This is a genomic window from Streptomyces sp. NPDC045955 (assembly GCF_056430805.1).
In genome coordinates this window covers 20,753-44,956 of sequence record NZ_JBWKKY010000015.1, presented here as the reverse complement: position 1 = coordinate 44,956, position 24,204 = coordinate 20,753, and the positions used below count along the sequence as shown (strand labels likewise).

20 protein-coding genes and 2 pseudogenes are annotated in these 24,204 nt (G+C 69.5%); 13 read left to right on the top strand and 9 right to left on the bottom strand.

All coding sequences use genetic code 11. The annotated features are described in order from the left end of the window. Positions 1–3 precede the first annotated feature (3 nt). Positions 4–2,373, bottom strand: a complete 2,370-nt coding sequence (locus AC07F0_RS28035; protein ID WP_478982874.1) for an EAL domain-containing protein — start codon at positions 2,371–2,373, stop codon at positions 4–6. Between the two features lie 286 nt (positions 2,374–2,659). Between AC07F0_RS28035 and AC07F0_RS28030 the strand changes: the two genes are divergently transcribed. Together AC07F0_RS28030 and AC07F0_RS28025 are read left to right on the top strand one after the other, a co-directional pair. Further along, positions 2,660–3,604, top strand: coding sequence for an alpha/beta hydrolase (locus tag AC07F0_RS28030; RefSeq protein WP_478982873.1), 945 nt, complete (start codon positions 2,660–2,662; stop codon positions 3,602–3,604). A gap of 102 nt (positions 3,605–3,706) precedes the next feature. After that, the gene (locus AC07F0_RS28025; RefSeq protein WP_478982872.1) at positions 3,707–3,982 is read left to right on the top strand and encodes a hypothetical protein; all 276 of its coding nucleotides are present in this window, start codon (positions 3,707–3,709) and stop codon (positions 3,980–3,982) included. 69 nt (positions 3,983–4,051) lie between these two features. Here the strand turns inward: AC07F0_RS28025 and AC07F0_RS28020 are convergent, their stop codons facing one another. The 4 genes from AC07F0_RS28020 to AC07F0_RS28005 form a co-directional block, all read right to left on the bottom strand. Then, a complete protein-coding gene (locus AC07F0_RS28020; protein WP_478982871.1) occupies positions 4,052–4,444 on the bottom strand; it encodes a hypothetical protein in 393 nt (130 codons plus the stop codon). A 203-nt stretch (positions 4,445–4,647) separates the two neighbouring features. After that, positions 4,648–5,607, bottom strand: coding sequence for a DMT family transporter (locus tag AC07F0_RS28015; RefSeq protein WP_478982870.1), 960 nt, complete (start codon positions 5,605–5,607; stop codon positions 4,648–4,650). A 355-nt stretch (positions 5,608–5,962) separates the two neighbouring features. After that, positions 5,963–6,163, bottom strand: coding sequence for a hypothetical protein (locus AC07F0_RS28010; RefSeq protein ID WP_478982869.1), 201 nt, complete (start codon positions 6,161–6,163; stop codon positions 5,963–5,965). Then, positions 6,160–6,681, bottom strand: coding sequence for a carboxymuconolactone decarboxylase family protein (locus tag AC07F0_RS28005; protein ID WP_478982868.1), 522 nt, complete (start codon positions 6,679–6,681; stop codon positions 6,160–6,162). The genes AC07F0_RS28010 and AC07F0_RS28005 overlap by 4 nt, the downstream gene beginning before the upstream one ends. A gap of 88 nt (positions 6,682–6,769) precedes the next feature. Here AC07F0_RS28005 and AC07F0_RS28000 point away from each other — a divergent pair, with 88 nt between their 5' ends. The 3 genes from AC07F0_RS28000 (at position 6,770) to AC07F0_RS27990 (ending at position 9,031) form a co-directional block, all read left to right on the top strand. After that, a complete protein-coding gene (locus AC07F0_RS28000; RefSeq protein WP_478982867.1) occupies positions 6,770–7,414 on the top strand; it encodes a TetR/AcrR family transcriptional regulator in 645 nt (214 codons plus the stop codon). A 324-nt stretch (positions 7,415–7,738) separates the two neighbouring features. After that, positions 7,739–8,308 carry a DinB family protein gene (locus AC07F0_RS27995; protein ID WP_478982866.1) on the top strand — a complete coding sequence of 190 codons (570 nt, stop codon included), beginning with the start codon at positions 7,739–7,741 and terminating at the stop codon, positions 8,306–8,308. Between the two features lie 213 nt (positions 8,309–8,521). Continuing rightward, a complete protein-coding gene (locus AC07F0_RS27990) occupies positions 8,522–9,031 on the top strand; it encodes a hypothetical protein (RefSeq protein WP_478982865.1) in 510 nt (169 codons plus the stop codon). A gap of 365 nt (positions 9,032–9,396) precedes the next feature. Here AC07F0_RS27990 and AC07F0_RS27985 read toward each other — a convergent pair whose 3' ends face one another. Beyond that, complete coding sequence (locus AC07F0_RS27985; RefSeq protein WP_478982864.1) at positions 9,397–12,777, bottom strand: CHAT domain-containing protein; 3,381 nt, start codon at positions 12,775–12,777, stop codon at positions 9,397–9,399. A 55-nt stretch (positions 12,778–12,832) separates the two neighbouring features. On the opposite strand from AC07F0_RS27985, the gene AC07F0_RS27980 reads away from it, so the two are divergent. The 3 genes from AC07F0_RS27980 (at position 12,833) to AC07F0_RS27970 (ending at position 15,029) form a co-directional block, all read left to right on the top strand. Then, complete coding sequence (locus tag AC07F0_RS27980; protein ID WP_436726141.1) at positions 12,833–13,231, top strand: hypothetical protein; 399 nt, start codon at positions 12,833–12,835, stop codon at positions 13,229–13,231. A gap of 2 nt (positions 13,232–13,233) precedes the next feature. Next, positions 13,234–14,040, top strand: coding sequence for a hypothetical protein (locus AC07F0_RS27975; protein ID WP_478982862.1), 807 nt, complete (start codon positions 13,234–13,236; stop codon positions 14,038–14,040). Positions 14,041–14,333: 293 nt separating this feature from the next. Next, positions 14,334–15,029, top strand: coding sequence for a hypothetical protein (locus tag AC07F0_RS27970; RefSeq protein WP_478982861.1), 696 nt, complete (start codon positions 14,334–14,336; stop codon positions 15,027–15,029). A gap of 549 nt (positions 15,030–15,578) precedes the next feature. Here the strand turns inward: AC07F0_RS27970 and AC07F0_RS27965 are convergent. Continuing rightward, positions 15,579–16,394: an oxidoreductase gene (locus AC07F0_RS27965; RefSeq protein WP_478982860.1), complete on the bottom strand. Its 816-nt coding sequence runs from the start codon at positions 16,392–16,394 to the stop codon at positions 15,579–15,581. A gap of 452 nt (positions 16,395–16,846) precedes the next feature. Continuing rightward, positions 16,847–16,996, bottom strand: coding sequence for a hypothetical protein (locus tag AC07F0_RS27960; protein WP_478982859.1), 150 nt, complete (start codon positions 16,994–16,996; stop codon positions 16,847–16,849). Between the two features lie 194 nt (positions 16,997–17,190). On the opposite strand from AC07F0_RS27960, the gene AC07F0_RS27955 reads away from it, so the two are divergent. Both AC07F0_RS27955 and AC07F0_RS27950 read left to right on the top strand, forming a co-directional pair. Further along, positions 17,191–20,043 (top strand): hypothetical protein, encoded by a 2,853-nt coding sequence (locus tag AC07F0_RS27955; RefSeq protein WP_478982858.1) that lies wholly within the window; start codon positions 17,191–17,193, stop codon positions 20,041–20,043. A 466-nt stretch (positions 20,044–20,509) separates the two neighbouring features. Beyond that, positions 20,510–20,767, top strand: a complete 258-nt coding sequence (locus AC07F0_RS27950) for a transposase (RefSeq protein ID WP_478982857.1) — start codon at positions 20,510–20,512, stop codon at positions 20,765–20,767. Positions 20,768–20,861: 94 nt separating this feature from the next. Here the strand turns inward: AC07F0_RS27950 and AC07F0_RS27945 are convergent. Beyond that, positions 20,862–21,559 (bottom strand): annotated as a pseudogene (locus AC07F0_RS27945) (transposase); the annotation flags it as partial. Positions 21,560–21,668: 109 nt separating this feature from the next. Between AC07F0_RS27945 and AC07F0_RS27940 the strand changes: the two are divergent. The 3 genes and pseudogenes from AC07F0_RS27940 (at position 21,669) to AC07F0_RS27930 (ending at position 24,183) form a co-directional block, all read left to right on the top strand. After that, entirely contained in the window at positions 21,669–22,106 is a 438-nt protein-coding gene (locus AC07F0_RS27940) for a glutaredoxin domain-containing protein (protein ID WP_478982856.1), read from the top strand. A gap of 595 nt (positions 22,107–22,701) precedes the next feature. Further along, positions 22,702–22,884, top strand: a pseudogene (locus tag AC07F0_RS27935) (kinase); the annotation flags it as partial. Positions 22,885–23,499: 615 nt separating this feature from the next. After that, on the top strand, positions 23,500–24,183 hold the full coding sequence (locus AC07F0_RS27930) for a restriction endonuclease (RefSeq protein ID WP_478982855.1): 684 nt from the start codon (positions 23,500–23,502) through the stop codon (positions 24,181–24,183). Positions 24,184–24,204: the final 21 nt, after the last annotated feature.

Below are 24,204 nucleotides of genomic sequence, written 5' to 3'. Positions count from 1 at the left end.
GGCTCAGCCGACTTCTGAGTCAGCTCGGATATGAGTTACCTGTGTGATCGCGTGGGTGGTGAGGTAGGCCTCGAGTGCTTTAGGGGCCATGGGTGGACAGTAGTAGAAACCCTGGCCGTGGGGGCAGCCTAGTGCGTGGAGCCGCTGGGCTTGGTGAGGGGTTTCGATGCCTTCTGCGATCACGTCCAGGTCGAGGGCGTCTCCGATGTGGAGGATGGCCTGGATGAGGCTGTTGTCGACATTGCCGCCGCCGCGGAGGACGAAGCTCTGGTCGATCTTGACGATGTCGGCCGGGAGGTCGCGCAGGTAGGCCAGGGAGGAGTATCCGGTGCCGAAGTCGTCGATGGAGATGCGTACGCCGAGGTCGCGTAGTGCGCTGATGTGGGTGGATGTGATGTCGGCGTCGGTGACGAGGGTGCTCTCGGTGATCTCCAACACCAGGGAGGCCGGGGGGAAGCCGGTCTCGTGCAGGACCTGCCGCACAGTGTCGGGGAAGCGGTGGTCCTTGAGTTGCTGGCCGGATACGTTGACCGCCACGCTCAGGGCTGCGGCTTGCGGGATGCTGTCGTGCCACCGCTGGCCGTGGCGGCAGGCTTCGCGCAGCACCCACGCGCCGATGGGACGAATCAGGCCTGTCTCTTCCGCGACGGGCACGAACACCTCGGGCGGGGTGGGGGAGCGGCCGCCGCGTTGCCAGCGCAGCAGGGCTTCAACGCCGGTGATCTGTCCGGTGGGCAGGTGGATGACCGGCTGGTAGTGCACGGAAAGTTCATCGCGGGGCAGGGCGTGGCGTAGGTCTTGGGCGATACGGGCGTGATCCTGCTGCGCCTGGCTCATGGCCGGCTCGAAGAGTTCCGCACGGTTGCGTCCGCGTTCTTTGGCCGCGTACAGGGCGATGTCGGCGTCGCGCAGGGCGTCGTGGAGCGTGGCCGGTTCGGTGATGAGGACGACGCCGATGCTGGCGGTGATGAAGACGCTGCGATGGCCGGAGAGGGCGAAGGGCTCCTGGAATCGCTCCAGGAAGCGCCGGGCGTAGGCCTCGGCGGGGATCTCACGTAGGTCTTCGGCGAGGATGGCGAACTCGTCCCCGCCCATGCGGGCGATGGTGTCGTTGCGGCGGGCCGCGCCCAGGAGGCGGTGGCCGACAGTGATGAGGAGTTCGTCGCCGATGGGATGGCCGAGGCTGTCGTTGATGTCTTTGAAGTGGTCGAGGTCGATCAGCAGCAGGACGGTGTTCTGGGTCGCCGCGGGGCGGCCCAGGGCGTGTTCGAGGCGCTCGAAGAACAGGGCTCGGTTGGCCAGGCCGGTCAGTGCGTCGTGGAAGGCCTGGTGGGTGAGCTGCTGCTGCAGCGAGGTTTGCTGGCGCAAGGCGTCCTCGGCCGTGCGTGCACGGGCTTTGGCCTGGTCCGCCTGGGATACGGCGAACCGTGCCAGGAGCATGATGCGCACGACCAGCAACACGGTCAAAGCGGCCACGATACTCGCGATGGCCGTGGCGTCCATGGGCTGCCCGCGCATGCCCCCGACGTCGGCGATCAGCAGGGCGGGACCGAGGAGGGCGGGCAGGGTGAGGACGGTCATGCGGGTGGGTGACAGCCGCTCCTGGCTGCGCGGCACCAACTGGGTTGTGCCGGCCATGGAGGGGTGCAGGGCGCCCGCGCCGAGCAGCGGATAGGAAGCCATCCACAGGGTGTAGGAGACGTCGGCGGCGATCGGGGCGCCGGTCGCGGCGAGGGTGGAGTAGTACAGGGCGTCGGCGGCCAGTGTGGTACCGACCCACAGAGTGAACAGTGCGAGGGTCGGCAGACGGACTCCCGAGACGAGCACCAGCTGGGCGGCGATACCCAGCAGCAGGAGATCTGCCAGCGGATAGGCCAGGGACACCGTCAGCGGCAGCGCCGGCAGATGGCTGTGCAGGTAGGGCATGAAGATGAACGCCCATGCCAGAGTGGACATCCCCAGGGTGATGATCCCCGCATCGAGCACGGCTCCCCATCGCACGCCGCTGCCCCATGCCGCCATCAGGCTGACCAGCCCGGCGGCGAAGCACGGATAGGCCGCCAGATACAGCACGTCGGCCACTGAGGGAAACGGCACGAGTGTGCCTGAGGCCTGGAAGGCGCCGAAGATGGCGTCCGCCACCGTGAACAGCCCCATGCCTGCGGCGAACAGATACCAGGACCGGCTCGGGCGCGGCCGGTGCCACCGGATGCCGACCAGGATCGCCACTGTGGCGCAGGCCGCCAGCACGGGGGAGAACAGGTGACGCACGGGCGCGGTGACGAGCAAGTAGACGGTGATCACTACAGCGCCGGCCGCCAGAAACCACCACCAGGCGTGCCTGCGCAGTTGCTTGCTCTGCGCCTCCTGCATGACTCCTCCGCGGACACAACCGTTGGACCTGGCCGGGCCGGGGTCGGATGGCCCACAGAAGCTGACTGTGCACTCCAGCGAAAGCCGGGCCGGGAAAGATCGCAACCGAACGTAACCCTGATGGGTGGCTGGGGTGGCCGGCGGTGGTCGCGACACGCAGGATGAACAGCGGGGCCTGGGACGTAGCCTGGCCCGCGCCTGGACAGACCTTCCCGGTCGGCGTGCTGCGCGTGCCGGTTCAGCAGTGCAGCTTGCGCGCCGGCCCCGAGTTTGAGGACTGCCTGCCATGGTTGATGTCCCCGCCGCGCAGCTCGCTCCCGTCGGCCCGGCGAATGCACTGGAGGCCTGTGACCGGCGGAGCTCACCCGGCGTCCGGCCGGTCACCGTCGATGCGGGCGGCATCATCCTGTCCGGCCTGCTGAGCGAGCCCTCACAGACGGCTCCACGCGCGGTGATCATTGCCCTGCACGGTGGCGGTATGAACGCGGGCTATTTCGACGGACAAGCGCACCCGGACGTGTCGTTGCTGACTCTTGGCGCGCGCCTGGGGTTCACAGTGCTGGCGCTGGACCGGCCCGGCTACGGGGCCTCGGCCGCCCGCCTGCCCGCAGGACAACGCCTGACCGCCCAAGCGGCCACCGTGCGCTGTGCCGTCCAGGCATTCACGGCACGCCGCGCACCCGGTGCCGGCACGTTCCTCTTGGCGCATTCCTTCGGGGCCAAGGTGGCCTTTGCGGCCGCGGCTGACTGGGACACGCCGGACTTGCTGGGCATGGACGTCTCCGGGTGCGGGCGCCGACTGGCCGTCAACACCAGTTTCGCCGGGTGCGACCGCGGGGGCAGCCTGCGGCGGCTGAACTGGGGGCCGCTGGGCCTGTATCCGCCGCAGACGTTCTGGGCGATCCAGCAGGTCGTCGCGCCTATGCCCGCACGCGAGGTGAACACCGTCGCCGGCTGGATACGCCTGTCGGCGGCCATCCTGCCGCGCATCCGCGTCCCCGTCCGGCTCACCTTCGCCGAGCACGAGGCCTGGTGGCACCACGGCGATGAAGACATCACCGACCTGACCACGCGGCTGTCCGCCGCACCACGGATCGTCATCGACCGTCTGCCGCAGGCCGGGCACAACGTCAGCCTCGGTTGGACCGCCCGCGCCTACCACCTCAAAGCCCTGGCGTTCGCCGAGGAGTGCCTCGCCACCGCGCGGCACGCAGCACCCCGGGGCCCCTGACCTGGCCGCCGCGGTGCCCGCACGGGCAGATACGCAGTCGCGGGCGCTGCCGGCGGTGGCGGTGCGCGCCGCCTCGGGCAAAGGCGGCGGCGGACCGTCCCCGTGAGCGCGGAGGTCCAAAAGCTGTGGCCCGGCGGCCGATACGGGCTCGGGCTGGTCGAACGCCCCCTGAGCTGCGGAGGAATCTACTGGAGCCATGAGGGCGGGGACGGCGGCTACATCACCCTCAACGGAGTCACCGACGACGGCAGGCGAAGCGCGGTGGTCTCCATGTCCGAGGCACGCGGCGACACCCTGGAGCACATAATGGAGCAGGAGAGCGCGGCCAGCGCCCTGATCGACCACGCACTGTGCGCCGGGGACCCCAGCACCCAGTGAGCGGACACGTCGTAGTGGTGAGCTCGGCGCGACGCTCGCTGGTGCCGCAGATGAACGCTGCGCACCCCCTCATCCCCAGGCCCCTCTTGGCCGGTGCTGTCCGGCGTTCTTGCCGGTCTTGATGGTCAGCTCCTTCGCGATCTCCGGGACGGGGACGCCCTTGGCCTTCAGCGCGCGGGCGAAGGTGAGCATGTCGTCGTCGATGACCTTCGGCAGTCCGCCGCGGTTGCCCTTCGCCGCTGCGGTCACCCGGCCTTCCAGGGTCTTCTCCCGGATGTAGCTGCGCTCGATCTGGGCGGCGTCGGCCAGGACGGCGAAGAACATTGCGCCCATGCCGTTGGGGTCGTAGGTGCCGCTGAGCGGGCCGGTGAGGGGGTTGCTGGCATGCTCCTGCTCCCGGTGTGCGCGGAGCAGGAAGGCGAACAGCTTGGGGCGGAAGGGGAGCTTTCCGTGAGATGACACCGGTCCGGGGGCGGGCAGTCTGGCACGCGGACGCGTAGGGCGGTCCTGAGAGTCCCCAAACCCCGGTGGCCAGCAGCACAGTGCGCCGGAGTTGGGTCGGTCTCGGCGCACCGGCGGCGGGTCGGACTACGGCTGAGCCGGCGACGGATCAGTGCCGTGCACCCGGCGGGCCCGAGGGACTGATGCGGTCCTGATAGCGGAGGTCATTCGCGTTCCGCGGCCAACACTTGGTGGCTGTCTCTTTGGCGACCGCGAGCGCCCTCTTCGCCGCCCACGGGACGAGCCGGTTCCTTGGCGACGATGAAGACACCAACGACTACGAGCATCATCCCCGCGAAGTGATAAGGATGGAGGCTCTCGGGAAGGAACACCACGGAGAGAACTGCGCCGCTCACCGGCGTGAGTGCGGTAAAGGCGGCAGCGACTGTGGTGTCGACTGTGTCCATGCTGTCGTACATGAGAACAACAGCCACACCGTTGACGGCCACTCCGGTATAGATCATCAGCGCCCACGCCTGCCAGGAGATATCGGCGATGGTGGCCCAGTCGAACTCGATGGCGGTAGGTACCGCGAACATGAGAGCGCCGATCACCGACAGGATGAGAGACAGTGCGGCCGGTGGAACAGGACTGGTCAAGAGTTTGCCGAAGGTCATGAAGACGGCCTCGCACACGACCGCGCAGACCAGCAGTAGGGCACCGAGAACGAGATGGGAGCCCGATGAACCGTCGGAGGCCCGGGCGCTCATCACATTGATGCTCAAGGCACCCAGCACCGCGAGGGCAATGCCTCCTCCCCGGCCTGGGGAGACCGATTCCCCGAGAAACAGCAGGGCGACCAGGCTGATGGAGACCGGCACCAAGCCCAGGATGACGCCGGCTTCGATGGCGCCGGTGAACTTGACCCCGTACATGGCGAACACACTGAAGGCGAAGACGCCGAGTATGGCTTGTGTGAAGAGCACCGCTCTGTCTCGGCGTCCAGGGCTCACACGGCTCGGGCGCTTCAGCGCCACATAGAGGCCCAGGACGAGACAGGCGCTCACGAGCCTGACAAAGGTGGCGGTGAAGACCGGCACCTCGAGCAGGATCAGTTTGCCCGCCACAAGATAGGAGCCGAGAAGCACCGTCGCCACGGTCATCTTGACGTGGACGGCACGCACGGCGTCAGCCCCGCCCAGCGAGCGGGGGTGCCGCGGCCGCGATGGCGTCGGGGGCGATGCCCTGCGGCAGGTCGCGGGTGGTGGTCATCGGGCTCTCTCATTTCTTGAAGCTCTGGCAGGCGAGCGGGTAGCGCCGGGCCCGGCGTAGGTGCAGACGCTGCATGGTCAGGTCTCCCTCAGTGCGGCTTTGCCCGACTTTCCCAGGTAGTCCCACCGGCACCGTCGAGCAGTTGGTGCTGTGCCTCGGACGCATCACCCCCTGACATCAGGCCGACCCGCACGTAGCTGCTGTCTGGCTGGGCCGTAGAGGCCGGTTGCTCTACGGAACCGGCCTCTACGTTCTCGTGCCGGAGGGCTACGAGGTGCAGGTGATCAGGCGTATGGCCGGTGCGGAGACGACCTGGACGTGCGGGACGTCGGGGACCTGGACGTTGACGTAGCCGCCCTCGATCGCGAAGCGGACGCCGTCGGCGCGGGCCATGCGTTGGCCGTCCCCACCTGTGAGCGTGTAGCCGTCGACGAGTTCGATGGAGCCGGTGCGCCAGTCGCGGGTCATGCGGCGACCTCCGGGAAGTCGAGGTCGGGCTGTGCCAGGTGGTTGAAGTAGTTCGACAGCGTGTTGAGCGCGACGTGGGCGACGATTTCGGCCAGTTCGGCGTCGGTCACTCCGGCGTTGCGGGCGTCGGTCAGCGCCGCGTCGTCGACCCGGCCCTGGGTGTGGATGATGTCGCGGGCCAGGCGCAGGACCGCATCGGCGTGCGGGTCGGAGTCGTCGGCCGCCTGTCGGGTGCGGGCCAGTTCAGCGTCGGTCAGGCCCATTTTGCTGCCCCGCAGGGCGTGGGCGCTGACGCAGTAGGTGCAGTGGTTCTCCTGCGCGATCAGCAGGGCAAGCTGCTCGCGGAGGCGGGCCGACAGGGCGCCGCGGGTGAGGTGGTCGCGCATGGCCAGGTAGCCGGCGAGGGCGGCCGGGCCGTTGGCGAGAGCCGCGTAGAGGTTGGGCACGCGGCCCAACTGGCGGCGGGTCGCGGCGAGCAGCTCCGAGGCGTCCTCGGCGAGCTGGGGGATACGTGGCACGATGGCTCCAGATGGTACTGATCGGTTCCGTCTTGCAGACGGTACCGACCGGTTCCATTTCTCGTCAAGGTCGGATAGCGTGTAATCCATGGCCACCAGAGCACGCGAACGCCTCCTCGACACCGCCGAGGAACTCTTCTACGCGGAGGGCATCCGGGCGGTCGGAGTGGAGCGCATCCTGGCCGAGTCCGGCGTGGGCCGGGCGTCCTTCTACCGTCACTTCGCCAGCAAGGACGACCTCGTCGTGGCCGTGCTGCAACGGCGGGATGAGGCTTGGCGCGCATGGCTGGCCGAACGGGTGGCGGCACTGGGCGGCGAGCCGCTGGATGTGTTCCGCGCGCTGGCCGAGCGATTCTCCCGCGCCGACTTCCGCGGCTGCGCCTTCATCAACACCATGGCCGAGACCGCCGACATCGGCAGCCCTGCATACCGGGTCGCGGCCGAGCACAAGGAGCGCGTCACGGCCTACGTCGCCGGCCTGCTCGCGGAGGGCGGCCACCCCGAAGCCGACGAACTCGCACGGCGGTTCGTTCTGCTGATGGACGGGGCGATCGTCACAGCCCTGCGGGTACGGACGACCGCCCCCGCCCACGAGGCACGCGCTGTGGCGACAGCCATGCTCGGCACCGGGCGTCCCGGCAAGATGGTCTCCCGGGGAGCGATGTCGCCGTCGACTGCCGCACGCCCCGGGGGCGAATCCTGCGAGGTGAACGAACACCCCCGAACCAGGTGAGGAATGGTCTTGATCATCAGGGTGAGTGAGGCACGCGTACGCCCTGAACGATTCGAGGCATTCCGCGACATGATCGTCTCTGTGGTACGCGAGCTTCCCAGCCGCTACCCAGGGCTGGTTGCCCCCCGGCGCAACCCGCACCGAGTTCTTCGATGTCGTGGGCACCGAGCGGGCCGCTGGCGGAAACAGGCTCGCCGCACCCGCCGACGTGGTCCGTACCGCGCCGGCGGCGCTGGACCGCAGGAACCCGCCGCCCAGCATCGTCGCGGGCCGGCGACGGCGTCCGCGAGGGTTCCAGCCAGGTCTCCCTTGTAGTGTGCGGACATGACAAGAAGCGAGCGGCTCGCGGAGCAGTTGGACTGGTACTGGCGCAAGAACCTGCGGCCGCGGCTGGAGGGTCTTACCGATGAGGAGTACTTCTGGGAGCCGGTGCGTGGCTGCTGGAGTATCCGCCCACGTGGCACGTCGGCCGCACCGATGTCGGAAGGTTCGGGGGAATGGACGATGGACTCCGCGTCCGCTGACACGGTGCCGGTGCCGGCGCCGGTGACCACGATTGCCTGGCGGCTGGCGCACATCATCGTCTCCTGCCTGGGCTATCGGGTCGGATGGCACTTCGGCGGTCAGGACGTCGACTCCGAGACATTCGCCTACGCGGGGACCGCTGACGAGGCGCTGAAACAGCTCGATGAGGTGTATGGGAGATGGAACGCGGGGGTCCGCGAACTCTCGGACGCTGACCTGGAGAATCCGCCCGCGGTGGGTCCCGAGCGGCGTCCCATGGAGGGCATCGTCCTGCACGTCAACAGGGAGCTGATCCATCACGGCGCCGAGATTTCCCTGCTGCGCGACCTCTACCGCTCGCAGGACGGAGCCGTACCGCGCCGAATATGACTCTTCGGTAATCGGCGGTCGAGCTTCGGACATGCAGGTGGAAGGCCCTGGCGGTGGACGGTCGATGGCCTGGACCGACTCGCGGTGGTGTCGGGCGCCCTTGCAGCTCGGGTCCGTGCCGCCGGCGGACCGGTGGTGCTCCTGATGCTCGTGCTGGGACTCGGTGGGGTCTGGGCGCTGAAGCCGCTCAACCATGCGACACGGAGGCCGCTGATGACTCCCGGCTTCGAGACCCAGGGGCTCACCCCTGCCGCCTACACGGTGTTCGCCGTCGCCATCGGGGTCGCGGCCGGCCTGCTGTTCCGCAACACCCTCGCGGCGATGGCGATCACCCTCGCCGTGTACCTCGCCGTGCTCGTCGGTCTCGGCTCGGCCGCGCGCCCCCACTACCTCGCGGCCGAGCGCATCACCGGGACCGTGGCGGAGAGCACCTGGGAGAGCGAGCGGGGCGGAAGAAGCTGGATCCCCGACGATGCGTGGCGGGTCGGCTCGGCGTACTACGACAAGAGTGGCCGGGAGATCTCCTTCAACCCCTCCGGCTGCGATGGAACCGAGACGATCCAGACCTGCCTGAAACGACAGGGCGTGGCCTCACAGGCAGCCGAATACCACCCCGCGTCCCAATTCTGGGGCATGCAGGCCATGGAGAGCGGCAGCTTCCTCGCCCTGTCGGCGGGTCTGCTCGGCCTCGGCGCGTGGACACTGCGGCGCCGGGTGATCTGAGCCGCCCTGCCCGAGCTCGTCGGCCGGACCGGAGTTGCCGCTCCACGCCTGAACGCCGTACCCCGCCTCTCCGCGCCCAGCGCGAGCGCCGCCGCCCGCCCCTGGGGACGGCTCCCCGTTGCGCTCGTGCGGGGTGACGGTCAGCGCGTCGACATCGACGGGGAAAGCACCCGCAGCCGGGGCCGCGTCGCCATCCGCCACCCCCGAGCCGGCGGTCAGCAGCGCACGCGGGCGGTGAAGGTGCAATACGGCTCAGGCAACACCACACCGTGCTTGCGCCCCCCCCCATGCCCGAAGCACCTCCCAGCCCAAAGGGCAGTGCCGGAGCTCTACCGGAAAGGCTTCACGCAGGAGGAAAGACAAGCTCAGATTCCCGTGTGCATGAACGGCGCCCAGACGAGCGGTGGATGACCCGCCGCTCGCAGCTTCCGGAGAGCCCGGTACAGGGCCTCGGCCGCTCCCTCGGGGCGCAGCACCTCATCGGTGACCAGTGTGTCGTAGAAATCCGCGGTGACCTCGGCGGCCGTGGTCGCGCCCACCGACCACAGCGTGCCGATGACCTGCCGCCATCCCGTGTACTGGAGGGCGCTGGTGACGGCGATGGACTCGTCGGGCAGGTCGACACCGCCGAGGGCGGTCTGGCATGCGGAGAGGAAGACGAACTCGCCCTGGGTGTACCGGTCGGATCTCAGGTCGGCGACGGTCAGCACCGCGTCGTGCAGCACCACGCCTCCCTGTGAGGGACGCGTCAGGTCCTGACCTCCGTGACAGCTCAGATGGGCCCAGCAGTGCGTACGCAGCGCGTCCCGGACGGCCCGGTGGGTCGCCTGCTCGCCCTTCAGTACCGTGGCGCGGGGAAGCGCCGAGCGCAGCACGGCCAGTTCCTCCTCGACCTGGGGCAGGGGACGATGGCCCGGGGTCGACGGCATGCCCACCACCAGCATGCGGTCCGTCCCCTGGGGGGCACGGACGGCGGCGCGGCCGTTCAGCAGGGCGCGCAGGGTCGGGGTGTACGAGGGCGTCACCTGGTCCTGGACGCTGTCACCGGCCGACTCCGCTGAGCGGGTGCCGGAGTCAGGGAGCGCGGCGGCATGCAGCGGTAGGAGGGTGAGCAGGCCCGTGGGGCACCACCACAGGCGGGGGCGGGTCCCGTCGGCCGGGGACGGGCCGGTCATGCCCAGCGCCCTCAGCGGCGGCTGCGCGACGTCCCGCCACAGCCACGCCAACGTGCTGGTGACCAGGAGGTTGAGCCTGACCCGGGTGAGCGCGTCCCGCGGACCGGTCTCGTACTGGTGCAGTCCGGACACGTAGCGCATGGTCCTGTCCAGGAGTTCTCCGTAGTCGACACCGAGCGGAACCGGCCGGGTGGCGGTCGTGGTGACGATCAGGGCGTCGGTGCGCCACTGACTCGACACGATCAGTACGACCGGACCGCCCGCGGCCGCCCGCCGCAGCTCCTCGATGCCGGGCGGGCGCCGGAAGTCTCCGAAACCGGGCAGCGCCCTGATGCACTCGACGAGGTCGTCGCGTTCGGCGGTCAGGGCCAGGCGCCGGTCGGCGACCCGCACCCACCACGGTTCGGACCTGGCCTTCGGCGGCGCGTTCAACTCCCGCTCCACGGCGGTGAGCCGCTCGGCCAGCTCCGCGTCCACGGCTTCCAGGGCACCCAGTTCCGTACGAGAGTCCAAAAGCTGGGACCACAGGATGCCCCGGCCCTGCTCCAGCAGCTCGACCGCGCGGTCCGCGTCCCCGGCGGCGATCGCGCAGCTCGCGGCCTCCGCGGCGAGTCCGCTCCAGCGCGCCAGCAGCTTCTCCTGCGCCTCCGACTCCTGGGCGGGGGTCACCAGGGACGGCAGGATGTCCAGGGCCTGGGCATACAGATCGACGGCCGTGGCCCAGTCACCGCGTCGGCACAGGGCCCGCGCCGCGGTCGCTGCCGCCGCGGCGCGGGTCGCCGGCCGCGCCGAGGGATCCGTGGCCAGGTCCCGCCAGAGGGAAAGAGCCCGGTCGGCCCCGGTCTCCCCGCCCAGCTCCGTCAGCAGCTCGGCGAGCAGCTTCACCGCGTCGGGACGGTCCGGGTCCTCGGGCGGGGTCACCCGGACGGCCCGCTCGGCCAGTTCCAGCGCTCGGTCGGCGTCGCTTCGTCGGCCGTGAAGGCGATAGAGGTGGTACGAGCTGGAACTCAGGCCGCAGAGGTGCCCTCCAAGGTCCGGGCTGTGGGGGCCGGTCCGCTCAACGGCGCGCAGTCGTGCCTCGTGGGCCTCCATGACCTCCTCGAGCAGGGCGGGATCCGCCAGAGCCGCTGACCGCTTCTGCGCCTCCCAGCTGAGACGGGCCGCTTCGGAGACGAGGTCGGAGAGGCCGAAGGGCGCCACCCGGCCGAGCGCCCCGAAATGCCGGGTCATGAGCGCGTCGCCGAGAGCGGCGTGACAGGCGGCCAAACTCGGGTCGTTCCACACACCGGTGTCCGCCGGGTGTGTCCGTACCGCCTCTCGGAACGCCTCGACGGCCCGGTCGAGGAAGGAGCGGTCCTGGGCGTACTCGGACGCGGCGAACAGCACGTTACCCAGGGTGAGCAGGTGGCCGGCACGCCGTGCGGCTCCGGGCTCCCCTCCCTCTCCGGCTGGGCTCTTGTCGACGGCTGTCTCCGCCATCTGGAGGGAACCGTCCAGGTTCCGGCCGTCGCCGGTCTCCCGGAACCGGCTGAGCAGGGCCCGGCTCAGATGGCCTGCGAAGGCGGCCCCGTTGGGTGAGACGACGGGTGTCCTTTGCAGTGCCTTCAGCAGGAGGTCGACGGCCTGGTGCAGCAGGCGCGGATCGCGGGTGAGGAGATACATCGAGTGGTACGCGTCGCCGAGAAAACCCTGCCGCTCGGCGAAGTCCGGGTGGACCTCGGGCGTTCGCTCCACGAGCCATTCCAACTCGCGGACAGCTCGCTCGAGTTCCTCCCTGTCGCCGGTCAGACGGAACCGCCCGACGCGGGTGTTTGCGAGATTCGTCGTGAAGAGCAGCCGCAATTCGCTGTCCGCTGGTGTCGCCCGGACCGCGCGGGCCGCCAGCCGGACCGCCTCGGCCCAGGCTGAGGGATCGTGCGTGCGTTCGGCCCGGTAGTACATCGTGGCTCTGAGGTTGTCGAGATGGGTGGGCAGATCGGAGGCCCAGGACGGGGTGGCGTGCACAGCGGCCCGGGCTGCCCGCTCCGCCCGCTCCAGATCGGTCGGGTCGCCGCGGCGGAAGTAGCGCATGTGCAGCGCGAGGCTGAGGTTCGACATGTCGCCGGGCCAGAGCCTGTGCTCCGGTTCGTATGCCTCCACCGTGCCGCCGAACAGCTCGATCACCTGGTCGAGCTTGTCCAGGTCCTCGTCGACCTGGACTTCCTTCAGCATCTGGATCGCCCTGCGCCTCCAGTGTTCAGGGCCGACGAACGAGGGATGGTAGGAGCGGGGAGCCAGCTGCCGGACCTCGTCGGGCACCAGGGCCGGATCCACGTCGGCGACCGCCGTGAACAGCGTGAGCGCTTCCCGTATCTCGTCGATGTCCTCGCCCGGCCCCCGCGCCTTTTCCCGCGCCCAGTGCAGCCTGGCCAGCGTGTGCCCGACCTCCACGGTGGTGCCCTGCCGGACGGCCCGCCAGATCCGTCCCGCCAGAGCCAGCACCCCCGGCTCCGTCACCGCCTTCCGGTCGCCGCTCTTCTCCCACCGCTCCAACCGCTCCCGTACGGCGGCTACGGCGTCGTCGAGGTTCATGCACCAACCCCCCGTAGCGATGCATCCCCAACTACCCTAGAGGGTCCGGGACATCATGAGCCCCGTCGGGAAGGAGTGGACGACTTTGCCCACCGCCGAGGACCGTGCCGCCGCCGCGTGGCTGTGCACCGCCGTGCCGGAGCTTCGCGCGGGTGCGCTCGGGGACGAGCAGGTGCTGGTCTGGATCGACGAGGCGCTGGCCGCGGTACGGGACGGGGAACCCGCCGCCGCGGTGTGCCGTCGGCTGGGCCATCCGTCCCGGGCGGAACCGGAGAAGCACTCGTCGGGCGACCTCACCGGTCTCGGGGACTTCGGGCTGGACCCGGTGCTGGTCCGGGGCGACTACACCTGTCCGGCGGGGCGTTGCTCGCGCCGGGCGCAGGCGGACGCGGCCGGCCGGGAGCCGCGCTGCCAGGTGGACGACGCCCCGATGATCCTGCGTGCGAAGCCCTGACGATGAACACGGTCCTGGCCGAGCTGGGCAAGAAGCTTGCCGACCGCTGGATGGGCGCCCTGCTGCTGCCCGGTCTGCTGTTCGTCGCCACGGCCGTCTGCGGAGCTCTGCTGGGGCACGGCGCGGCACTCGACCGGACCGTGCTGACGGAGGAACTGGGCGGCTTGGGCGAGCGGGTGGCGACCCGTCCGGCGGCCACCGTGCTCGCGGTCAGCGCTGCCCTGCTGGCCGCCACCGCGTCGGGGTTCGTCGTGCAGGCCCTGGCGGTCGGCGTGCGACGAGCCTGGGTCGCCCGCCGGCCTCGCCGCTGGGTGGACCGGCGACGCGAGCGGGCCAGGGCCGCTCGGGAACGAGAGGGGGCCGGCGGGCCGGAGCGCTACCTTCCCGCGCGGGCCACGGACATCGGAGACCGCCTCCGGCTGGTCGACGAACGCCTGGACGCGCAGTACGGACTGTCGGCGGCGCTGGTCTGGCCCCGCCTGTGGCTGCTCCTGCCCGACACCGTACGGCCGGTGATCAGCTCCGCGTACGCCCGCTACCAGGGCTCGACGGAGAGCACCGCCTGGGGGCTCCTCACCCTGCTTCTCGGCCTGTTCTGGTGGCCGGCGCTGGCGGGCGGCGCGGCGCTGGTCCTCGTCGGCTACTACAGGGGCCGGGCCTCGGGCGCGGCCCTGGCGGACCTCGTCGAGGCCGCCGTCGACACCCACCAGCGCCAGCTGGCCGAGGCGCTGGGCATCGACCTGCCGCAGGGGCGGGTCACTCCGGCGGAGGGGCTGCGTATCAACGACGTGCTCAACAAGAGGGCATGAACGGGCACGGACCACGGCTCAAGGACGCGGTTTGACCGGGTGGTGTGGGTGCCGCTGCAAAGCGACCGGGTCGAGGTCGTTTTTTCTCAATGTTTCATTCTGCGATGTGGGTTCGTTCCGGCGATGCGGGGTCGCGTCATTGGCCGGGGGCCGTGAAGGCTTCGATCCCGCACTGTCAGAGGGCGGGACTAGTCTCCCCATGTGACGATCCCTGCACCGTCCCGAGCCGACGTCGACGCAGCCGTAGCCCTTACCTCACGCGACGGCCGCCCGTAGACGCTCAGAGCGCCGGCGTGACCGACTTGGCCGCGGCACTGGGCGTGCTGCGCCGCATCGACAGCGGTCAGAGCGTCGCAGACGCAGTGCTGCTGGCAGCACACGATCTGCTGTACGCGCGGATTCCACACCACCCCGGCGACAGCAGCATGCGGCGGCTAGCCGAAATACTCGTCGGCAGGGGAGTGGTGCCCAAGCCAGGCGACTACGACGGCAAGTGGTGGCTGTGGTGGCCCAAGAGCGGGCGCGGCCCCTGCCGCGACTGCGGCAAGTCCCGCTCTTTGACCCGCTATTCGGCCCGATTCGGCCACGAGTACCGCTACCTGTGCGCACGCTGCCGCTCCACGGAACGCAAGCGGATCGCCGAGCAGGCAGAGGAATTGCTCAGCACGCCTGGCACACACTCTCGATGTGATGCGGTGCCAGCACCCGCATCTACTGCCGGCAGCCATCCCACGGAGACGGCACCGGTGGGCAGCACAGTGGTGTCCCCTCCCTCCGACGACGACTGGGACCGCTACGTGACGCGGCTGCACGAGTTGCTTGCTGCGCTGGAGTGGGCGGGGTACGAAATGCCGGAGGAGTGGGACACCGACTTCGGCCCGCATGCGGGCGCGCTGCTGTTCACCTCCCTCTGGTCAGGGTGGAAGCAAGCCGGAATCCCCAGGGCGTCACCCGCCGCCGAGTCGGCGACCGCACCAGCGGCCCGCTGAAGTCGCTTCATTGGCGAAAGTCTGTGCCGCGCCGACGGCAGCGCGGCCTATTTCCTTCTTCGGCTCCCCGAACCATCGGCGGCGAACGCGCCTCGTCCACAGAGGGTGCGCCGCCTGAGACATCTTGGGTCTGAGCCACCCGTGCAGGTCACATAACGCCGTCCAGCGCGGTCACCTCCGGCAACTGCGCGGCCCGGGTCTCAATCTCCTGAAACGCCGGAAGCATCCCGGTGCCGCGCCCTGGAGCGCAGCACCGTCCGGCCCGCGCCCACGGAAAGCAGGTCCTGAAACCCGTCCCACTTCGGCTCGCCCGCCCAGCCCGGCTGCAGAACCGGATCCGGCACGGGGCCGGCCGGCATCGGCTCCGGCGGCGTCCACGTCACCCACCATGTCCTCCAACCAGGTCATAGGCCGCCCGGGTGGCCGATGACCGGCCCGGTCTTGGTCGGGCCCGTGGTCCCTGGCGGCGTCCACGGCTACTCGGCTCCACTCACCTCGGGTCAGTCCGGAGCCTCCACCGATATCGGAGCGGTTCACTGTCTGCAGATCTCAGCCGGGGAGCTTGTTGCTCTTGCGGACCTGTCCGTCGAAGACCCCGGCGGGAAGGATGCGGTGCGCCGCGCTGAGGAGCCGGGCGCTCCGGCCGGCGGTGTACCGCACCTGCGGCTTGGAGTCGGTGGCGGCCGCGACGATCACCTTCGCGACGATGGTGGGGTCGTCGCCGTCCTCGTTGACCGCCAACGCCACCTGGTCGGCGATACGCCGCTGCTCCGCATAGATCTGCATGGGCATGTCGGGCGCGACGGTGTTCGCCTCGAACGAGGATTTGGTACCACCCGGCTGGACGATGAGGGCCCGGACTCCGTGTTCGCGGATCTCGTGGTCCAGGGACTCGGTGTACCCCTCGAGCGCGTGCTTGGACGACGAGTAGTTGGCCATGTAGGGCGCGGGGAGGAACCCGAGGACGGACGAGATGTTGATGATGCGCCCGCTTCCCCGGGCGCGCATGTGCGGGAGGACGGCCTTGGTCATACGCATCACACCGAAGACGTTGATGTTGAAGAGGCGCTGGGCCTGGGCGAGAGAGTTCTCCTCGGCGGCGCCCGAGGAGCCGATGCCCGCGTTGTTGACCAGGACGTCGATCCGCCCGAACCGCTCCATCACCTGCTCCACCGCGGCAGCGACCGAATCGTCGCTGCCCACGTCGAGGGCGAGGAACGTCACGCCGTCACGACGGTCGGCTCCCGACGTCTTCCGGCTCGTTCCCACCGTCTCGAAACCCGCTGCGACGAGCGCGAGGGCGGCCGCCTTTCCGATACCGGTGGACGCACCTGTCACGAGTGCCACCGGCCGAGTTGTCGCCATCACGAGCTCCCTTGATTTTGAATTACGTTCGTATGCCTTACGGTCGTACGACCATACGGGGGTCGTCGGTCGATGGCAAGTGGTCGCGTCCGGTGATTCGAGAAGGATCCGGGAAACGTGGGGTGCAGTCCGGGAAAGACCACGAGTAGACGACGAGCCGGAACCGCCGGCTGACGTCTGCGCACTCGCCACCGGCACCAGGCGCGGGAAACAGCGCGGGAATGCTTCCTGGGGACTCGAACTCGAAGGGCCGCCCAGGGCGTCACCCTCCACTGAGCCACGACCGCACCAGCGGCGCGCTGAATCCGTTTCATTCGCAGGTCATCTGCGCGTCGCCGACGGCAGCGCGGCCTGTTTCCTTCTTCGGCTCCCCGAACCATCGGCGGCGAACGCGCCTCGTCCACAGAGGGTGCGCCGTCTGAGACATCTTGGGTCTGAGCCACCCGTGCAGGTCACATGACGCCGCCCAGCGCGGCCGCGTCCGGCAGCTGCACGGCCCCGGCCACGACCTCCGGAAACGAGGCCACCATCTCGGTGCCGCGCCTCGAACGCGGCACCACCCGGCCCGCGTCGACGGAGACGAGAGCCGAAATCCGTCCCACTTCCTTCGGCTCCGCAGCACAGCCAGCCGCAGATCGGGCACGGACACGGGGGTGGGCTCCGGCAGCAGCAATGAGGGCGAACTGTGGTCACACTCCATCAGAAGGAGTCGAAAAGCAGCAAAGCCTCCGTATGGCATATTCCGTTCCTAGACTCACGCAACACTCCATCGATAGATGCCACTTGGAGGTTCCGCGTGCTGCACCCGCCCCCCGAGAACGAGCAACAGCTCGTCCTGCCCGTCGGCTTCGACGAGATCGTTCGGGTGATCGACCGGTACGTCGCCGACCGGCGGGCTGGTCTGCCGCGCCTGTCACGATCCCGCGGACGCCGACTGCCGGCCCTGCTGCTGGCCCGCGAGCCGGACGGCGACGCGGCCGCGGGCACTGGCGAGCCGGATCCGGGGCTCGCCGCACTCGTACTGGCATACGGGCAGCGCCTTGTGTCCTCTGCCGGGAACGTAACGACGCGACATCTGGCCAGCCGCGCGTCGCACGCCGTCATCGACGACGTGCGGCTCATCCGGGGCGGCGCGCGGGAGGACGTCGTGGGCGGGCTGCACGTGCTGCTGCTGGAGGATGTGGCACGGCAACTGCGCACCTCCATGCCGGAGGGGGCCGGGGCCCTGCGGTTACCCGAGTTCGACACGTGCCTGGCGGTGCTGCGCGCCGACTTCCCGCCCGGGGACGCGGAGGAGGAGCGGCAGGCCCTGCGGGCCATGCTCTGCGACAGGTACACCCGGCGGTTCCAGCCGGCCGCCGAGACCGCGCAGCTCGGCGAGGCCATGGGCGGAAAGTGGGGCGCGGTCCTGCAACTGCTGACCGCCCTCCCCGGCTGGCTGCGGCGTCTGTGGTACGGCATGCGCCTCGACCGACGCCACCCGTGGGTGGGCCGCATGCTGGGCCAGACCGGCCGGAGCTTCCTCAACGCGGCGGCGGAACTGCGTGCGGCGCACCAGCACACCCTGGCCCAGAGCGCGGCGGAGAGCCGGCATCCGGAGGCGGCTTCCCTGGCGGCCCGCGACGAGGCGGTGGTCCGCCAGGTCCTCCTCACCGCGCTGATCCGCGACCTGGCCAGGGCAGCACGGCCCCGGGTGTGGAGTCGCCTCCGCCCGCGGCGCAGATGGGCCTTCGTCCTTCTCCTGCCGACCGTGGGCGGCGAGGAATCCGCCTGCCGCAAGTTCCTGGACACGTACGCCGCCGTCGCCCGCGACACCGGCTCCAGTCCGCTGCTGGTGCTGGGCGCCGCCACGGACGAACTACCTTCGTACGCCGCCGGTCCGCCGCGCCAGACCGTGCACGGCGGCGCCCCCGACGCCCACCGAGCCGGCCGCGCGGCGAACGCACTGTTCTCGGCGGCGATCGCCGGCCGGGCCGCCGATGCCGCGCACGTGCTGCCCCTGCCACGCACGCCCGACGACGGCACCGCGGCGGATTGGCTGGCCTCGCACCGCGCCGTCCACTTCCGTCACCCCCGTCGCCTTGACTGGGCGCGTCCGGTGGCTGCCGCCACCGCTGCGGCGGTGCTGTGCGCCGGCGGCGTCGCCTTGTCCAGGGAGCTGGTGGGGCTCTTCTTCGACGAGCACCCCACCCGTGTCGGGCACCCCACAGCCTCCTGTCGGCAGGTGCCGACCGGAGAGGTTGTTGGCCTCACCGACGGCGTCGACGGCTGCGACCTCGCCCATGGCCTGTACGCGCAGGACCTCAGGAAGCTGGTGCGGACCCTCGGCCGCCAGAACGCTCAGGTGGACACGGACCGGCCCTACCGAACTCTCGTCTTCTTCGCGCCGCTGAGCGTCGGCTCGGAATCAAAGCGCACCGTGCCCACGGGCTTCCAGATGCTGCGCGGCGCGCTGCTCGCCCAGAAGCAGGTCAACGACCGCCATCTGAAGTCCCAGGTGCCCGTGCGGCTGCTCGTCGCCAACGCCGGCGAGTACTTCCGCTACGGCTCACGCGGCGGCCTCAACACCACCAACCGCAGTGACGTGGACGTCACGCGGATGATCATCGACCGGGCGGACAAGGACCACATCGCGGCGGTCATCGGCCTCGCCCAGAGCCGTCCGGAGTCCCAGCAGGCCGCGATCGAACTGGGGACCCGGGGCATCACCGTCCTTGGAACCGGCGTCTCCGGCCAGCGCATGGTCGAGGGCAACTCACCCGTGTCGTACTTCCAGCTCTCACCGCCCAACGCGCGCATCGCCAAGGTCATGGCCGCCTTCGCTCGCCACTCGCCGCGGCTGCGGACCTTGGCGGAGCCGGCCTCGGGCCACTCCGGTCCGGCCGCCGTCGTCGTCTTCGACCCTCGGGACGAGTATTTCAGCGCCGACCTCGCCCACCGCTTCGACGCCGCCTACCGCTCGACCGGACCGGTGCACCTCGTGCCGTACGGTGAGATGGAAGACGGGCGCCCCACGAGCGACGTAGCCGACACCGTCTGCACGTTGGTCCACCGCACCAACGGCTTCGTCCTCTACGCGGGCCGCTCCGGCGTCATGGAAGACCTGTTCCACTCCATGCAGGGTGACCGGGAATGCCGCGCCCGCCGGGGCCGCGTGGCGGTGCTGGCTGAAAGCCCTGCCCCGGGCCTGACCATGTATCCAAGGCTGATGCCGCAGCGGTACGGCGGGCTGACCCTCTTCTACAGCCAGTTCAGCCGGCCGGCCCCCGGCGGACCGTTCGCCAGATCCTTCCGGGAGGCGTTCCACCTGTCCGCGGAGAACGACGCCGCGGTGGGCTACGACGCCGCCAACATCCTCTCGGAGGCCATGAACGCCATCTTCACCACAGACCGCTTCTTCTCACCCAGTGCGCTGGTCACCTATCTGCAGGATCCCGGCATCCGCGAGTACGTCGGGGAATCAGGGGTCATCACACTGGACAGCGGTCACAACTACCCCCCGAACAAGGAGATCCACATCCGCGAGATAACCCCCGAGGGCACGCAGGTCACAGACCTCACCTGCGGAGTGCTCGCCGATGGCGCGCAATCCGTCACCACCTGGGGGCCCGGCGGCCGCTTCGCCTGCCCCCTGGACAAAGTCCCCTGATGACGGCTCAGGCCGGGGCAAGACGTGGTAGACCCTCGTACCGCGCGGCAAGGGGAGAGGCGGGTACGGACACAGCACAGAGTCCAGGGGATCAGCTAGGTGTTTTTGATCCCTGGCCGTGAGGTGCGCACGGCTGGATCATCTGGGTTGTGGGGCTGACAAGACGGCTCGGCGGTACTGCCAGGAGTGCGGTGATCCGCTGCCGCAGACGATGGCGGCGGAGGCACTGTTCTGTCCGGGGCGGTGCAGGTCCAGGCGGTGGCGGAGACGTCAGAAGACCCGTGAGCGAGTCATCGCGATACAGCGTGGTGAGCAAGCGGAGTGCCCGGTATGCGGCAGGTCGTGGACGGAGGGGGTGGAGCGGTCGAGGGCGGCTGTGTACTGCTCGGACCGTCGCCGGGTGAGGGGCATGCCGTCAGCGACGGGCGTTGCGGAACGGCGTTATGGACCGCGACGCCGCCCTGACGTGTTCTGGCACCTGCGCCTCGCGCAGCCGCAGATCACCCAGATCTTGGCCGACCGTGGTTACGCCGGCGGCCTCGTGGACTGGGCCCGCGAACGCCTCTGGCTCACCCTGCGAATCGTCTCCCGGCCCAAGGGCACCAAGGGCTTCGTCGTCCTGCCCCGCCGCTGGAAAGTCGAGCGGACGATCGGCTGGTGCATGAACGCCCGCCGCAAGAACGCGCCTACGAACGCCTCCCACAGCACTCCGAGGCCCACCTGAACTGGGCACTCATCACGATGATGACCCGGCGCCTGACCCGCAAGCGTCCGGCACCACGCTGGACCAAGAAACCCCAGCCGTCCGACAGCTGACCCCGGCCCAGGACCTCCACCGGCAGCCCGGCCAGAAGGTGGGCCATGCGCGGGGCGTTGTAGCCGGCGTCGAACACGATCAGGATGTCGCTGTCGCCGAGGTGCCAGCGGCCCACCTCGATCAGATCGACGACCACCCGGCGGACCTGCGGCGGTGACCTCGGCGACGTCGTCGGCCGGGCCGAGACGCAGGGCGTCCAGCAGTTGGCACCAGGAGGTGCGGCCCGATTCCAGTGCGGCGACGAACGAGTACCGCCAGCCGGGCACGAACTGGTCCGAGGACCGTCCGCTGCGGCCGTAGACGTAGCAGAACAGGCGATCGGCGCTGGTGGGAGCGTCGGGACGGAGCCAGTTGCTGACGTCGACCGCGAGGAGCAGGCAGCCGTCGCCGGCCTGCGGCATGGGCAGGCTGGCCAGCACCTGCCGCAGCCGGGGCACGTCGATGTTCCCGCTGTTCAGGGCGTCGTACATGGCGCCGTACCCGCGCCGGTGCTCAGCCACCGACGTCAGGTCCACCGGCGCCTTCACCGGCCCGTCCGCACACAGCAGCACATCCGTGAGGTCGAACAGTTCGTCCCCTCGAGCGGTCAGACAGTCGAATAAGTCCTCCCTGAAGCGTGACGCCTTTCGCGAACGCTTCCCCCGGAACGTGATCAGGCAGGAGACTCACCTTCACAGCCTTCGTCGTGGTCACGTGCATCCTTGGTCCGAGCACATGATCAGACGAAGGCCGCATCAACGTCCGGCGAACACCCAGGTGAGCGGCCTAGTTCGAGGAGCATTTCGACTCATCGATAGCCTGCATCACCATGACGCGCGCTTGGATCCTGCCAATGCTGCTTGTGCTCAGCGGCTCCGCCGTCGCGACTGGGCAGATCTCAAAGGGGAGCCCCGGCACAGCCACAGCACTCCTGCTGGCATTCCTGGCGCTCGCCGGCGTGAACTCACCCCTGATCTTCCCGAGGTCGATCCGTGCGCAGGAGGCACAACGCCGCAGCGCGGTCGACGGCCGACCGGTCGTCTTCTGGCGGCCGGGCTGCAAGTACTGCATACGACTGCGCATCCGGCTGGGCCGCAGCGCCCGCCAGTTGCATTGGGTCAACATCTGGCGCGACCCGGCAGCAGCGGTAGCGGTGAGAGCAGCCAACGACGGCAACGAGACCGTGCCGACCGTCGTCGTGGCGGGCCAGCCACACACCAACCCCGATCCCGAATGGGTGCGCGAACAGCTCTTCCCTTCTGCGTGATCAGAAACCGAGCTCTACGGAGCGGCACCCGCAGACACAAGCGCACAGAGACTAAAAGACAAGCTCAGGGTAGGCCAACGAAGTGTTCGCAGTCCGGACAGCGCCTCCTGGCGCTCAGTGCGGTGTTACCTGCCGTGGCCTGTGCAGGCTCACCTTCACTGATTCTTGCCCACCGTCCTGGGGCTGGGTTGGGGATCCATCCCCATGCCGCGTCTTCGGGCGACTCCACATAGTGGACGCACGCACCCGGGATATGTGCGTAACCCCGAGGCGAGACCAGGATTTTGTCGAGGACGAAGCCCCTTGGGGCGCGCGGGGCGGCAGTCGCCCCGTCTGCCCATCGAGGACTGCTTCCGTCTGCAGGGCAGGCGCAGCCTTGCCCAATGACCAGTTCGCACCTGTCGCATCGCAGTGAACCCATGGCTCCCATGGTCGCGCAGGGTTCGATGCACACGCTCAAATTTCCGTGTCATAGGACACCGGCCATGGCCGCACAGGCCCTGGCTATGACCCCGACCACGCTGCCGCGCGCCCCGTCCATGGCAGGTCAGGACCTCCCTCGCCGTGCAAGCAGGCCGGTAGCGTGCCCGCCGGGATGGTGGGCACCGAAGAAACCAGGCTGGTCATGCTGCGCGGCAACAGCGCCTCGGGCAAGTCGTCCACCGCGGCTCGCATCCGCGAGAAGTTCGGCCGCGGCCTGGCCCTGGTCGGCCATGACAACCTGCGCCGCATCGTGCTGCGCGAGCGGGATCGGCCCGGCGCGGCCAACATCGGCCTGAATGTTTTCCCGGCCGCCTTGACCGCTCCGTCTTCGACGCTCCCCATGGACCCGCTGCGCTGCAACCCGTCTCCAGAGGGACACGGAACCAGCGAGCCGACGTGATCGAGTCAATTGTCGACACACCTCTAAGTCCCCTTCCTGGTATACGCCCTGCAGGTCAGCAACTCCGTGCCATAACTGAGAAGTTGACAGCACAACTTGGTGGAATCCTCTCCCAGGCTCTCTCAGCCCCGCTGCCGCCGCAGGTCACAGCGCTGCGCTTGCCTTCGCCGATAGCCGTGCACTCTCGTGGCCGGTTCAAGGCGACCGCACATGATGATCCCTCAGGTTCTGTCAGTGCCCGCTGATACACCCATTTCAGTGACGGGTCGTGCCGCGGCCCACATGAGCGTGAGGGGACGCTATGGGACAGGTGCCGGAGGGCTACCACCGTGTACGAGGGCACATCCGCCGTAATCCGACGCGTAAGGGCGCGAAGCGCTTGAGTGCCTGGATGATTGCAGGGCTGATCGCCGGAGTCTGGCTGTGGGGGCAGGTGTTCGGGTTCGACGAGGCCGCTTCAGCGCCGCCGGCCACCCCGCAGCCCTCCGTCTCCGCATCGGCCAGCCGCTGATGGCCCAGCGGCGGTCACTGTTTCGACGCCCCCGCGGCCAGGCCGAGTGGCTGGCTGCAGCCCTCGTCGCCATCGCGGCGGTGGTCCTGGCCGTCCGGATAGTTACAACGGTGGGGGAGATGCTGCTGCGTGGCTGGCCGGTCGTGGTGGTCGTGGCCGCAGTGGCCGCCGGCCTCGTGATGTGGCGCGCGCTGCGTACGGCGGCCCAGCGCCGCCGTGCGGCCGAGCGGGTGGCCGCACTGAGGATCACGCTGGCGCAGTTCGACGCCATGGACGACGAGGAGTTCGAGTATGCGCTGCGGGATCTGCTGATCCGTGACGGCTGGTCTGCCCGCCAAGTGGGGCAGGGCGGTGACCAGGCTGCGGATGTCATCGGCCAGCATCCCCACCACGGGCGGATCGTCGTGCAGGCCAAGCACACCCGTGTGGGTGGCAAGATCGGCTCATCGGTGATGTACGAGGTCAACGGCACTGCCGGGCCCGTCCACGGCGCCGATCACGCGGTCGTCGTCACCAACGGAGCCTTCACCCACAACGCCAAGCAATGGGGCGACCGCCACAACGTCCGCTGGATCGGCCGGGACCAGCTCCTGCGCTGGGCCGAGCACGGCACCGCACTACAGGAACTTCTGCGCCTGCCGACCAGGGCCAGGCGTATGCCACTCCGGCGCATGGCCGCGTGAACGCACATCGGATGAGGGGGG